Genomic DNA, 12854 nt, shown 5'->3' with positions numbered 1-12854 from the left:
CGCTTACAGCGTGTGGCCGAATGCCTTGCGATGCGCGTGATGCGTGGACGTCGATGCATGCGCGGTATGGCCGTGCGTTTGGCTGTGAGCATGGCCCGGCTGCGTACCCGCACGATCGGCGATCGTGTCGGAACGATCGGCGGCTCGCGCGAGGCCCTTGTCGCGGTCGCCTGACTGGAAGCCGTTCGAGTTGCTCAGCGCTTGGCCGCTCATGTGGCCACCGGACATGCCGCCCGCGTTGCCGCCGGAGCCGCCCGCGCCATGACCGCCGCCGTTGCCGCCACCACCACCATTGCCGCCGGCCGCCGCATTCGCGGAAACGGCACCGAGTGCGAGCAGCGCGGCTGCCAGCACCGACAGATATCGTTGCGTTTTCATTGTTGGCTCCCTGGAGCGCGTTCGAGTGATTGCATTCTACGAACGCGCGGTTTGCGTGGTGCTCGACGTTGTAAATGATCGTAACGATGCGCGCGAGCGCCAATTCGTCAGATCAATTGGCCCGGTATCGGCCGCATCGGCGAACCGCGCGGCCGGCCGTCATCAAACGGGCGTCATGCGATCACGCTCATGATGCGTCGTCGTCGTGATCGCGTTCTCGTGAACCGGTTAGCGGGTTCAGTTCCAGCCACCGCGCCAGCCGCCGCGGTCATGCCAGCGGCGCTCACGCCACTCGTGCTCGCGCCATTCACGGCGGCGCCATTCGTGTTCTCGCCATTCGCGCGCACGCCAGTCGTCGTCACGGTAACCCACCGGCGCGTACACGACCGGCGGCGGCGGCGCCACATAGACGGGCGCCGGCGCCGCATAGGCGCCCGGCACGCCGATGCCGACCGACAGGTCGACGTGGGCCGATGCGACGCCTGAAGCTGCCAGCGCCGCTACACCGAGAACTGCACCGAGAATAAGTTTCTTGCTCATCTCGCGACTCCCTGCACGTGTCGTGCTTCATGTGAATACGGTTCGGAGTCTAGGCACCCTGTGCCGACACAGGTGAAACCGGTCTGCGAGAGCGGTAACGGGCGATTACGGGTGGCCGCGAAGCCTTGCGGGACAAGGATGACGAGTGATTCGACACGCCGTTGCAAAGGCGCGTCGAATCGATAAAGGCGGGAAGTTTTGCCGATTCGCGTCGCGGCGACACGGGCAGCACACGCACCGCACGCACGCCGTGCGCGCGGTCCGCAACGACTCAACAACCCAACAACCCAACAACCTCAAGCGCGGATATCGTCGACGCTGCGCAGCCAGTGCACGCTGAACAGGTTGTCCGCATCGGTCCACACGGTGTCGGGCTCGAAGCCCGCACGCCGTGCGATCGCATGGAAGCCGTCGATCGTGAACTTGTGCGAGTTCTCCGTGTGGATGCGCTCGCCGGCGTCGAAGCGGAACACATGGCCGCGCACATGCACCGTCTGCGCGATATCGCTGACGAGATGCATCTCGATGCGCTGCCGCTCGCGATCGTAGAACGCGCAGTGCGAGAACGCGTCGAGATCGAAGTCCGCGCCAAGTTCCGCATTCGCGCGGGCGAGCAGGTTCAGGTTGAACTGCGCGGTCACGCCCTGCGCGTCGTTGTACGCGTCGTGGAGCGTGCGCTCGTCCTTCACGAGATCCGCGCCGACCAGCAAGCCGCCGCCGCGCAACAGCCGCGCGGCGTCGCGCAGGAACGCGTCGGCTTCCTCCGGCGAGAAGTTGCCGATCGTCGAGCCGGGGAAGAAGCCGATGCGCCGGCGCGGCGTTTCGGTCAGCTCCGCGAGTTGTTCGGCCTTCGTGTAGTCGGCCGCGATCGGCGCGACGTCGAGCCACGGATACGCGGCACGCAGCCGCGCCGCGGCGCCGTGCAGGTAGTCGGCCGAGATGTCGATCGGCACGTAGCGCGCAGGCGCGTTCGCGTAGTTGTCCGCGCATGCGTCGAGCAGCACGCGGATCTTCTCGAGCGAGCCCGCGCCGAATTCGACGATGTCCGCATGCGGGCCGACGCGCCGCACGATCTCCGCCGCGCGGTCGCGCAGGATGCCGAGCTCTGTGCGCGTCGGGTAATACTCGGGCAGTTCGCAGATGCGATCGAACAGCGCGGAGCCGGCCGCATCGTAGAAGTATTTCGGCGAAATGCTGCGCGGCGTGCGCGACAGTCCGTCGATCAGGTCGCGCTCGAACGCGCTCGGCCGCGAATCGCGGGCGGGTTGCAGGCCACCGCTCGTGGCCGTCAGGTCAGACGTCTCGCGCAAGTCGCACTCCCGTGAATTGCCAGCGCGCGGCCGGCGGAAAGAAATTGCGGTACGTCGGCCGTTCGTGCCCCGGCGGCGTCGCGATGCTGCTGCCGCGCAGGACCTGCTGGCCGACCATGAACTTGCCGTTGTATTCGGCAGCCACCCCGGCGAGCGGCCGAAAGCCCGGATACGGCTCGTAGGACGAACGCGTCCACTGCCACACGTGCCCGAGCATCTGCTGCATGCCGTCCGAACCGAACGCGGCTTCCCATTCGAACTCCGTCGGCAAGCGTGCGCCGGCCCATTCCGCATAGGCGGCCGCTTCGTAAAAACTCACATGGCAGACGGGCGCATCTGGCGCGAGCGGTTCCACGCCGTGCAGGCCGAACGCGCGCCATGCATGGACGGATTTGGCATCGCCGTCGTCGTCGGGCATCCAGTACGGGGGCGCCGACCACCCTTCCCGCTGCACCGTTGCCCATCCGTCGGACAGCCAGTATTCGGGGCGTTCATAGCCGCCGTCGGCGATGAAGGCCGCGAATTCCGCATTCGTCACGAGACGGTTCGCGATCTCGCACGGTCGCACCAGCGCCGTATGACGCGGCCGTTCGTTGTCGAACGAGAACGCGTCGCCGTCGTGGCCGATCTCGACGAGCCCGCCCGGCTGATGCAGCCAGCGCAACGGGCCTGCGTCGCCCGCAGCCAGCGCGGCGTGCGTGGCGGCGCCGTCGCGTGGCCGGAAGGCAGGCTTCAACGGGTTGCACGAGAACGCATGCAGCATGTCCGTGACGATCAACTCCTGATGCTGCTGCTCGTGATGCAGGCCCAGCTCGATCTCGGGCGCGATCGCGGCGAGCAACGCCGGATCGGCATCGTCGAGCGCGCGCAGCATCGCTTCGTCGACGTACTGCCGGTACGCATGCACGTCATCGAGCGACGGACGCGTGAGCAGCCCGCGCTGCGGCCGCGGATGGCGCGGGCCGAGCGCTTCGTAATAGGAATTGAAGAGAAACTGGAAGGCTGCGTCGAACGGCGCGTAGCCGGGCACGCGGCGCATCAGCACGACGGTTTCGAAGAACCAGGTCGTATGCGCGAGATGCCATTTCACCGGACTCGCGTCGGGCATCGACTGCACGGCCTGGTCTTCGGCGGATAGCGTCGCGGTCAACGCGATGCTATGGGCGCGCACGTCCTGGTAACGGCGCTGAAGCTGGGATGCAAGGAGGCTCATCGGTTTACCGTTCACGTCGCGATTCGCTGCGTTGCGTTGCCGGAAAAAGGAAAGCCTTGCGCTCGAATGCGCGCGGCTGACGTGCGACCTTCGTTGCTGCGTCGTCGGGCAGCCGGCGCGCGCGCCGGGCCGCTGATGCGGCATCACTTCTTCTGCCCGTGCAGAACAGTATGGGCCAGAAATGTGAACGTCGCGAATCGGATTTCGGGCGAAACAAAGGCGAAAGAAAAATGAAAGAATTTACCCCGTCTGGCTCGGCGGCATTGACGAACCGTCGACGCCCGTCATCGCGGGGCTCGGCCACTCTAACGCAATGTGCATGCCTGCGCATGCGCGCTACCGACACCTCATGACAGCCCTGCGGCGCAGATGAAAGGTCGATGGCGCGGCTTCGCCTGAGCAACGGGCGTCATGCGGGCGATGTCGAATCCCGATTCGCGCGCGGGTGTCGCGGGCATCGGCGCCACGTTCGACTCCGCATGCTTCCCCGCTTTTGAAAAATTTTTTGCGTCGATGTCACGCGCGCGGGGTGCTCGCTCGTCATATCACCGGAACCCACACGAAAGGAGAAGGAACCATGACTGCGAAACTCAATCCGTTTGCCGCCGCCCCTGCGCTGATGAAGAGCTGGATGACCGTGTCGGTCGCTGCCGCCGGGAGCCTCGAGCCGACGCTGATCGAGCTGGTCAAGATCCGCGCATCGCAGATCAACGCGTGTGCGAACTGCCTTAACATGCACACCGTCGAGGCGCGCGAGCAAGGCGAGACCGAGCAGCGCATCAACCTGCTGGCCGCCTGGCGCGAAGCGCCCTGTTACACCGACCGCGAACGCGCGGCGCTCGGCTGGACCGACGCGCTCACGCGTCTGTCGGAGGGCCACGGCGCGCACGAGGCCGCGTATGCGGCGCTGAACGACCACTTCAGCCAGGAGGAACAGGTGAAACTTACGCTGATGATCAACGTGATCAACGGCTGGAACCGGCTTGCCGTCGGCTTCGGGCTGTGGATCGATCCGGCCGAGGCGAAGGCCGCGGCCGCGAAGATGGTGGCTTGATGACGAGCGTCGATCCGGCCACGGGCAATGCCGAAGACCGGGCCGATGCAGCGGCGAGCTTCGACCCGCTGCGTCGCACGCTGATTCGCGTTGCGTACCGGATGCTCGGTTCCGTCGCGGACGCCGAGGACATCGTGCAGGAGGCGTTCATCCGCTGGATGGACGTCGATCGCACCGAGGTGCGCGTGCCCGAGGCGTTCCTGCGCCGCATGGTGATGCGCATGTGCCTCGATCAGTTGAAGTCCGCGCGGCACCAGCGCGAGACCTATATCGGCCCGTGGCTGCCCGAGCCGGTCGTCGAGCAAGATGAACAGGAGGACGTCACCCTGCCGCTGATGCTCGCGCTCGAACGGCTGTCGCCGCTGGAGCGCGCGGCGTTCCTGCTGCACGACGTGTTCGGCCTCGAGTTCGACGAGATCGCGACCACGATCCAGCGCGACCCGGCCGCATGTCGGCAGCTTGCCGCGCGCGCACGCACGCATGTGCGCGAGGCGCGGCCGCGGTTTCATGTCGAGAAGCAGCGCGGGATCGAGCTGGCCGAGGCGTTCTTCGCGGCGTCGCGCAGCGGCGACATGCGCGCGCTCGGCGCAATGTTGGCCGAAGACGTGAGCCTGCATTCGGACGGCGGCGGCAAGCGCGCGGCCGCGGGCAAGCCGGTGTTCGGCTTCGAACGCGTGATGAAGGTGCACGAATACCTGGCCGAGCTGTTCGCCACGCATGCGTCGAAACTCGTGCGCGCGGGGTTCATCAACGGGCTGCCGGGGTTCGTCACGCTGGAGGCCGACGGCGAACTGCAGACGACCGCGCTCGACATCGACGACGGGAAGATCGTCGCGATCTATGTCGTACGCAATCCTGACAAATTGAAGCATCTGCATTGACGGTGGCCGGTGGGCGCGTTGCGCCCGCTTGCCCTGCTCTGCGCGCTGCTTTGTCGATTGCCTGCTACGTTCCGCACGATGCATCTTGCGTGTGCATACGCAGTTTCGGCCGCAAAAAGAAAAACGCCACGCGAGGTTGCCGCGTGGCGTTTGTATGTTTGGCGAGCCGGATTGCCTGTAGGCAATTCGCGCTGCCGGACCCCTTCATTTTGTTCGTTGGTAGGCTCGATTGGATTCGAACCAACGACCCCCACCATGTCAAGGTGGTGCTCTAACCAACTGAGCTACGAGCCTAAGAAGCCGCGAATTATAGAGAGGGTTTTGGAGGAGCACAAGCCCCTTCGTGAAAATTTTTTGAACCGGGGATGCGGGCGCAGACGATCGGCCGTTACCTGGTGCTGCGAGCACGTGGGCTCCACGTCTTCATGTCACAGCAAAACGTGTCGATGCGCTGTGAGGTTATCCACATTCCCCTCTGGATAACCATCCGACAAGCCTCTGGATTCACAGTGGAACGATTGAGGATATGTCGGCGCGGCTGTGAATCGGCGAAAAGTTGTTCTGTGCTGCACAGAGCTTTGAGTGTGCATTGCCTGTGGTTATGCATTCCGCTTCGCGCTGAAAATTCAGGACGTTACGGTGGTTATCCACTGTGAGGCCGCGTGCTTGTTAACTATCACTACGTATGTATACGAACTCTGTTAACACCATTGGATAAGCACAGTCCGGCGACTGTGATCCAAGCAGGCCATGAGCTACCTGCAGCAAGCAGACAACCAAATCGGCGGGCTGTGATGCCTGCGGTCAATGTGCGGACGGTCATGTCTGTAGAATCGCCGGCATTCACGATGCGACGAGTTGTCGGCATGACATTGGCGATCCGGGTTGACTGGCAAAGCGGTGTGGTTCACGCCGACAGCATGCGTATTGAGGTCGGCGACGACGGGCGGTTGAGCGAGGGCGTCCGGCGCTTGTGTTCGCCGGTGCAGGAGCTGGAGAACGGTGCGGTGCGTTATCGCATATCGCAGAAGATCACCTTCGGTGGACATGCGGGCGAATGCTTGATCGACGTGGTTGGAGGGCGTCTGACGAGCGTGTTGATCCTGTTCGATACGATTCGCTTCCTCGATGCGAGCATCACAGAGTCGAAGATCGTTCGGTCGATCGCGAAGTCGTCGGGACTGGCTGTGGTGAGCGCGCATCCCACAGAGGCACGACTCGAACCGTGTTCATGGGGCGTGGCGGAGTTTCGCTACGATCCCAGGCAAGGGGACTTGAGTTTGGAGATGCTGTTTCGTGGTGAGTGAATCATGTCGGCTGGTCAAGGTGTTGTAGTTGGTGGCCGATACGAATCCACCGATGGAGGCAGCACCGGCTGAGTCGGCGTGGTCGAGGATTGCTCGTGCGACAGTTTGTGTTTCAGGAAACAGGTGACGAGATGCCGATGATGAATTGCCCGTCTCACGGATATGTCGGCGGTGAGCTTGTGACACGAGCGGTGTCCGATCTCGTCAGGGATCGCAGCCGCTGGAGCAACAGCCGTCGGATTGTGCTGTTGACCCTGTTGCGCGACGAAATCGAGTATCCCGGCTACATGCTCGAATCCGAAGAGACGAAAGTGCTTGCGCTGGGCGGTAAGTACGAGGGAGGGGGCATCTACCGCTTCAACGACGACGAGTCGATGGAAGCAGCCATCGGATTGCTGACCGCAACGTGCGTTGAGTGCCTGAGGGAATTAATGGCCGTGCAGAAAGAAGGGTAGTTGAACAGGATGTCTCGGGGAGAAGGATGGCCAAACCGACCGGTGCCCCGTCGAGCTCGATACCGCGACGCTGTTCGGTCTGGCCAACGAAGCGCTCACGCGTGTGAACAACCTGAACGCAATCAAATCGAAACCCTGTGCACCGGCTCGGCGAGGGCGGTGTGGATATCGCCACCCAAAGCCACTCTAAATCCTGTGCAACCCAAAGGTGAGCGATTCGACAAGGGAGGGTATGCGAAGCCGTTGCAGCCGATGTGGATATCCAGCGCCGAAACGACGCCAAACCCTGTGAGACCGAAACCGAAGAGCGCCCGCCCATCCACGAACGCATCGAGACGATCTGCGCGGTGTGGATAACCAATACGAAAACGAATCCCAATGCTGTGAACCCGAACGGTGAGCGTGAGCGCTTTCGGGCTGGCTGAGCCGCCGGGGCCGGCTCGCGGACCACGGGCCGCGCATTGTCTCGCTCAAATCTGCTGATCGAGCGCCCGCACAACGGCTTGTTCGCCGAGATTGACCGCCGGCCCCACCACCGCAAAATTAATCCCATTCACCGACCCATACCGCGCCAGCAACGACCCATCCACGCGTTGCCCGGCCGGCAGCAGCCGATGTTTCGATTCCGCTGGCCGGAGATAGAAGCTGAGCGTCCGTCCGGCATTGTCCTCATAGAGCACCATCGCGGCCGCGGCCCCGCTGTCCGTCGTAAACAACCGCCCGCCAACCGGCTTGAACCCCGCCGCACTCAAATCCGGCAGCTTCGCCGAAGCGCCCACGCGTCTGGTGAGCCACCCCTGCAAATCGCCCGCACTCGTCGGCCGGAAATCCACCTTCGCGACCTGGTCGACCACCATCATTCGGTAAGCCTCGAGCGCATCGCTCATCGGCGCGATCGGCGGCTGCGCGTTCCACCCGCGCGCTTGCCACCCGCCGAACGTCCCCAGCCCGATGCAGAACACGAACGAAGCCGCCATCGCGAACCGCATCCGCGAGCGCTCCGCCCGCCGCGCACGAATCGCCGCCGGATCGAGTTCAGGATTCTCACCCGGCATCCGCACACTCTCGAGCGCGGCCCGCAACCGCTGCGCATCCTGCTGCCAGCGCTTCACCTGTTCCGCACTCTCCGGATGCAGCGCGAGATATCGCTCGACCGCGGCACGCGCATCGTCGTCGAGCTGGCCGTCGACATAGGCCTGGAGATCGTGTTCGTCGGGACGGAGGTTGTTCATTTCATCAACCGGAGAGAAGGAGCGGGAAGCTCGCCGTCGCTGAGCTGGCGCAGCGCCTGACGCGCGCGGGAGAGTCGCGACATCACGGTGCCGATGGGCACGTCGAGCAGGTCGGCGACTTCCTGATACGTGAAGCCCTCGACCGCGACGAGCAGCAGCAGGCTGCGCTGCTCGTCGGACAGGCGGCCGAACGCTTCGAGCGTCGCGCGCGCGGCCACCTCGCGTTCGGCCGACGGCCAGTGCAGCTCGTCGTCGTCGCGAATGCGGCCGAGCATCCACGCGTAACGCTTCGCGCTGCGCTTGCCGTCGAGAAATTGCCGGTAAAGGATCGTGAAGAGCCAGCTGCGCAGCGACGCGTCGTCGCGGCGGCTCGTCCAGCGCGACAGCGCGCGCTCGAGCGTCGACTGGACGAGATCGTCTGCCGCATGAACGTCGCGCGCCAGCCAGAGCGCGAAGCGTCGCAGCCTGGGAATGAGTTCGCGCAACGCGTCGTCGTCGGGGGCGTTTGAGGGCATGGCCGGGGCGCTAGCCGATAAGCGTGGAGATTCCGCGTAGGACGCCGGTCGGCGCCACTTATTCCGTCAGCATACGAAAAATTTCTTCATGGAATAAAGCGGCGCGTGCGGCGTCCTATGCCTGTTCGACAATGATCTGACGATCGGGAGTGCATCCATGAAGCAATCTTCCTCTTCTTCGCCGCCGCGCGAGCCCGGGCGCGGGTGGTGGCGCTGGGCCGTGATTGGCGGCGCGGTGGCCGGCGTGACCGTGGCGTTCGGGTATGTCGGCGGCTGGCTCGCGCCGACGCGGCTGACCCCGCACCGAATCGTCGACGCGCTGCAGACGGCCGGCGGCGGCGCGCATCCGGGTTTCCGGCGCAATCACGCGAAGGGCGTGTGCGTGACCGGTTACTTCGAAAGCAACGGGGCCGCGAGCGCGTATTCGGTCGCGCCGTTCTTCAAGGCGGTGCGCACGCCGGTGGTCGGGCGGTTCGCGCTGCCGGGCGGGAATCCGTATGCGCCTGACAGCAGCGTGCCGATCCGTAGCCTCGCGCTGAAACTCACCGCACCGGACGGCCAGCAATGGCGGACCGGGATGAACGCGATGCCCGTGTTTCCGGTAGCCACGCCGAAGGCGTTCTACGCGCAGTTGCTCGCGACCCGCCCGGATCCGGCCACGGGCAAACCCGATCCGGCGAAGGTGAAGGCGTTTTTCGGCGCGCATCCGGAGACGGCTGCATTCCGCGAGTGGGTGAAGGGTGCGAAGCCGAGCGCGAGCTACGTCACCGAAAGTTATTACGGGCTGAACGCGTTCTACTTCGTGGACGCAGCGGGCAAGCGCCAGGCGGTGCGGTGGCGCGTCGTGCCGGAGCAGACGGCCGGCGCCGGCGACGTCGCGACGGCCGCGGATCCGAACGTGTTGCAGCAGGACCTGACGCATCGCATCGCGGACGGTGCGCAGAAGTGGAAGCTGCTGGTCACGCTGGCGGCGCCCGGCGATCCGGTGGACGACGCGACGAAGGTCTGGCCCGCGCAGCGCACGACGATCGACGCGGGCACGCTCGTGCTCGACCGCGTGGAGCCGCAGGACAGCGGGCCGTGCCGCGATGTGAATTACGACCCGACGGTGTTGCCGCAGGGGATTCAGGTGTCGGGGGATCCGTTGCTGGCGGCGCGGTCGGCGGCTTATGCGGATTCGTATCTGCGCAGGACGAGTGAAGAGGCCGGCGTGGCCGGCGCGGCGCGGTTGAGTGCGGAGGGACGGTGATGAAGGCGACGACGACGTTTAGCTTGCCGGCGAGGGTGCTGCATTGGGTGATGGCCGCGATGATTCTCACGATGCTGTTTATCGGGGTGGGAATGGTGGCGTCCGTTTCCGAGCGGCATGATTTCCTGGTGGCTTTGCATAAGCCGCTGGGGGTTGCGGTGCTGGTACTGGTTTGTGTGCGGATCGTGGTGCGCTTCGTGTCGAAGCCGCCGGCGTTGCCCGCGGATCTGCCCGTCTGGCAGAAGGTGGCCGCGCATGGGTCGCATCTCGTGCTGTATGCGCTCATGGTTGCGATGCCGCTGATCGGCTGGGCGATGCTGTCGGCTGGCGGGTATCCGGTGACGCTGGGCGGCGGCGTGCAGTTGCCGGCGCTGGTTTCGGCCGATCCGGTGGCGTTTGCCTGGCTCCGGGTCGCGCACCGACTGCTGGCTTACCTGTTCTTCGCTACGTTCGTCGCGCACTTTGCGGCCGCGCTGTATCACGGCTTGATCCGGAGGGATGGGGTGGTGAGGGCGATGGTGGGGCGGTGAGCGACGGAGGGTTGCGTTCGATGCGGCAGGGCTGTTCACGGGCAACCGAGGCAGCTTCTGCCGAGTCGCTTCTATAAGTATCGGGGGACGGCTCAACGGCTCCCCGACACCGCTTGTAAAAAAATTTTCACAAAAGGGTTGCAGAGACGAGGGCGGGTGCATAGAATCACGCCTCTTTCGCGCTAACGGAAACACGGCGCGGGGAGAAAGAAGGGAAGCGGTGCAATTGAGATTGGTTTTAGCGATCTCGGCGCACATTGAGTTGAATCCCAGCCGTCGCAACGAATTAGTTAAATAAGTTGTTGACGAGTTGAAAAAAACAATTCATAATCTCGCTTCTCTGCTGCTGAAAACGCAGCGCTGCTGAGAAACAGAAGGTTTCTCGCAGAAATGCTCTTTAAAAATTAACAGCCGATAAGTGTGGGCGCTTGATGGCAGCGAGCTGATCCTCGGATCAGATAGCGAAAGTATCAAGAGTCTCACACTAAAGTAAGTCAGGTTTATGAAGTGATTCATATTCCTGTCAGCTTTGAGTGAGCGACCGGTTCTTAACCGAACCGAAAACAGTAACAGGTTTAAACTGAAGAGTTTGATCCTGGCTCAGATTGAACGCTGGCGGCATGCCTTACACATGCAAGTCGAACGGCAGCACGGGTGCTTGCACCTGGTGGCGAGTGGCGAACGGGTGAGTAATACATCGGAACATGTCCTGTAGTGGGGGATAGCCCGGCGAAAGCCGGATTAATACCGCATACGATCTATGGATGAAAGCGGGGGACCTTCGGGCCTCGCGCTATAGGGTTGGCCGATGGCTGATTAGCTAGTTGGTGGGGTAAAGGCCTACCAAGGCGACGATCAGTAGCTGGTCTGAGAGGACGACCAGCCACACTGGGACTGAGACACGGCCCAGACTCCTACGGGAGGCAGCAGTGGGGAATTTTGGACAATGGGCGAAAGCCTGATCCAGCAATGCCGCGTGTGTGAAGAAGGCCTTCGGGTTGTAAAGCACTTTTGTCCGGAAAGAAATCCTTGGTTCTAATATAGCCGGGGGATGACGGTACCGGAAGAATAAGCACCGGCTAACTACGTGCCAGCAGCCGCGGTAATACGTAGGGTGCGAGCGTTAATCGGAATTACTGGGCGTAAAGCGTGCGCAGGCGGTTTGCTAAGACCGATGTGAAATCCCCGGGCTCAACCTGGGAACTGCATTGGTGACTGGCAGGCTAGAGTATGGCAGAGGGGGGTAGAATTCCACGTGTAGCAGTGAAATGCGTAGAGATGTGGAGGAATACCGATGGCGAAGGCAGCCCCCTGGGCCAATACTGACGCTCATGCACGAAAGCGTGGGGAGCAAACAGGATTAGATACCCTGGTAGTCCACGCCCTAAACGATGTCAACTAGTTGTTGGGGATTCATTTCCTTAGTAACGTAGCTAACGCGTGAAGTTGACCGCCTGGGGAGTACGGTCGCAAGATTAAAACTCAAAGGAATTGACGGGGACCCGCACAAGCGGTGGATGATGTGGATTAATTCGATGCAACGCGAAAAACCTTACCTACCCTTGACATGGTCGGAATCCTGCTGAGAGGCGGGAGTGCTCGAAAGAGAACCGGCGCACAGGTGCTGCATGGCTGTCGTCAGCTCGTGTCGTGAGATGTTGGGTTAAGTCCCGCAACGAGCGCAACCCTTGTCCTTAGTTGCTACGCAAGAGCACTCTAAGGAGACTGCCGGTGACAAACCGGAGGAAGGTGGGGATGACGTCAAGTCCTCATGGCCCTTATGGGTAGGGCTTCACACGTCATACAATGGTCGGAACAGAGGGTTGCCAACCCGCGAGGGGGAGCTAATCCCAGAAAACCGATCGTAGTCCGGATTGCACTCTGCAACTCGAGTGCATGAAGCTGGAATCGCTAGTAATCGCGGATCAGCATGCCGCGGTGAATACGTTCCCGGGTCTTGTACACACCGCCCGTCACACCATGGGAGTGGGTTTTACCAGAAGTGGCTAGTCTAACCGTAAGGAGGACGGTCACCACGGTAGGATTCATGACTGGGGTGAAGTCGTAACAAGGTAGCCGTATCGGAAGGTGCGGCTGGATCACCTCCTTTCCAGAGCTTCTCGCAAAATTGAGCGCTCACGCTTATCGGCTGTTGATAAAGACAGAAAGACTGTCTGTTAGCGGTTTAAT

At 62.8% G+C, this 12854-nt stretch carries 12 protein-coding genes, 1 tRNA gene and 1 rRNA gene; 7 read left to right on the top strand and 7 right to left on the bottom strand.

Features of this window, described 5'->3' with window-relative positions; all coding sequences use genetic code 11:
- Positions 1–3: 3 nt before the first annotated feature.
- From BAMB_RS00100 to egtB, 4 genes are all read right to left on the bottom strand, one after another.
- Entirely contained in the window at positions 4–378 is a 375-nt protein-coding gene (locus BAMB_RS00100) for a hypothetical protein (RefSeq protein WP_011655559.1), read from the bottom strand.
- A gap of 237 nt (positions 379–615) precedes the next feature.
- On the bottom strand, positions 616–918 hold the full coding sequence (locus tag BAMB_RS00095; RefSeq protein ID WP_011655558.1) for a hypothetical protein: 303 nt from the start codon (positions 916–918) through the stop codon (positions 616–618).
- Positions 919–1214: 296 nt separating this feature from the next.
- The gene (gene egtD, locus BAMB_RS00090) at positions 1215–2228 is read right to left on the bottom strand and encodes an L-histidine N(alpha)-methyltransferase (protein ID WP_011655557.1); all 1014 of its coding nucleotides are present in this window, start codon (positions 2226–2228) and stop codon (positions 1215–1217) included.
- Positions 2212–3441 carry an ergothioneine biosynthesis protein EgtB gene (egtB, locus tag BAMB_RS00085; RefSeq protein WP_041491050.1) on the bottom strand — a complete coding sequence of 410 codons (1230 nt, stop codon included), beginning with the start codon at positions 3439–3441 and terminating at the stop codon, positions 2212–2214. Before egtB ends, egtD begins: the two co-directional genes overlap by 17 nt.
- 577 nt (positions 3442–4018) lie before the next feature.
- Between egtB and BAMB_RS00080 the strand changes: the two genes are divergently transcribed.
- The gene (locus BAMB_RS00080; RefSeq protein ID WP_006750405.1) at positions 4019–4495 is read left to right on the top strand and encodes a carboxymuconolactone decarboxylase family protein; all 477 of its coding nucleotides are present in this window, start codon (positions 4019–4021) and stop codon (positions 4493–4495) included.
- On the top strand, positions 4495–5376 hold the full coding sequence (locus BAMB_RS00075; protein WP_011655554.1) for a sigma-70 family RNA polymerase sigma factor: 882 nt from the start codon (positions 4495–4497) through the stop codon (positions 5374–5376). Before BAMB_RS00080 ends, BAMB_RS00075 begins: the two co-directional genes overlap by 1 nt.
- Before the next feature lie 217 nt (positions 5377–5593).
- Here the strand turns inward: BAMB_RS00075 and BAMB_RS00070 are convergent.
- Positions 5594–5670 (bottom strand) — tRNA-Val (locus tag BAMB_RS00070).
- 572 nt (positions 5671–6242) lie between these two features.
- Between BAMB_RS00070 and BAMB_RS00065 the strand changes: the two genes are divergently transcribed.
- Positions 6243–6683, top strand: a complete 441-nt coding sequence (locus BAMB_RS00065) for a hypothetical protein (RefSeq protein ID WP_041491049.1) — start codon at positions 6243–6245, stop codon at positions 6681–6683.
- Positions 6684–6778: 95 nt separating this feature from the next.
- A complete protein-coding gene (locus BAMB_RS00060; RefSeq protein ID WP_227739471.1) occupies positions 6779–7138 on the top strand; it encodes a hypothetical protein in 360 nt (119 codons plus the stop codon).
- A 470-nt stretch (positions 7139–7608) separates the two neighbouring features.
- Here BAMB_RS00060 and BAMB_RS00055 read toward each other — a convergent pair whose 3' ends face one another.
- Positions 7609–8370, bottom strand: a complete 762-nt coding sequence (locus tag BAMB_RS00055; protein ID WP_011655551.1) for an anti-sigma factor family protein — start codon at positions 8368–8370, stop codon at positions 7609–7611.
- A complete protein-coding gene (locus BAMB_RS00050; RefSeq protein WP_011655550.1) occupies positions 8367–8885 on the bottom strand; it encodes a sigma-70 family RNA polymerase sigma factor in 519 nt (172 codons plus the stop codon). Before BAMB_RS00050 ends, BAMB_RS00055 begins: the two co-directional genes overlap by 4 nt.
- A 157-nt stretch (positions 8886–9042) precedes the next feature.
- Between BAMB_RS00050 and BAMB_RS00045 the strand changes: the two genes are divergently transcribed.
- From BAMB_RS00045 to BAMB_RS00035, 3 genes are all read left to right on the top strand, one after another.
- The gene (locus BAMB_RS00045; RefSeq protein WP_011655549.1) at positions 9043–10134 is read left to right on the top strand and encodes a catalase family peroxidase; all 1092 of its coding nucleotides are present in this window, start codon (positions 9043–9045) and stop codon (positions 10132–10134) included.
- Complete coding sequence (locus BAMB_RS00040) at positions 10134–10664, top strand: cytochrome b (protein ID WP_011655548.1); 531 nt, start codon at positions 10134–10136, stop codon at positions 10662–10664. The genes BAMB_RS00045 and BAMB_RS00040 overlap by 1 nt, the downstream gene beginning before the upstream one ends.
- 577 nt (positions 10665–11241) lie before the next feature.
- Positions 11242–12774 (top strand): 16S ribosomal RNA (locus BAMB_RS00035).
- Positions 12775–12854 lie beyond the last annotated feature (80 nt).

It is taken from the genome of Burkholderia ambifaria AMMD (genome assembly GCF_000203915.1).
Lineage (GTDB): Bacteria > Pseudomonadota > Gammaproteobacteria > Burkholderiales > Burkholderiaceae > Burkholderia > Burkholderia ambifaria.
This window is presented reverse-complemented; position numbering and strand designations above follow the sequence as displayed.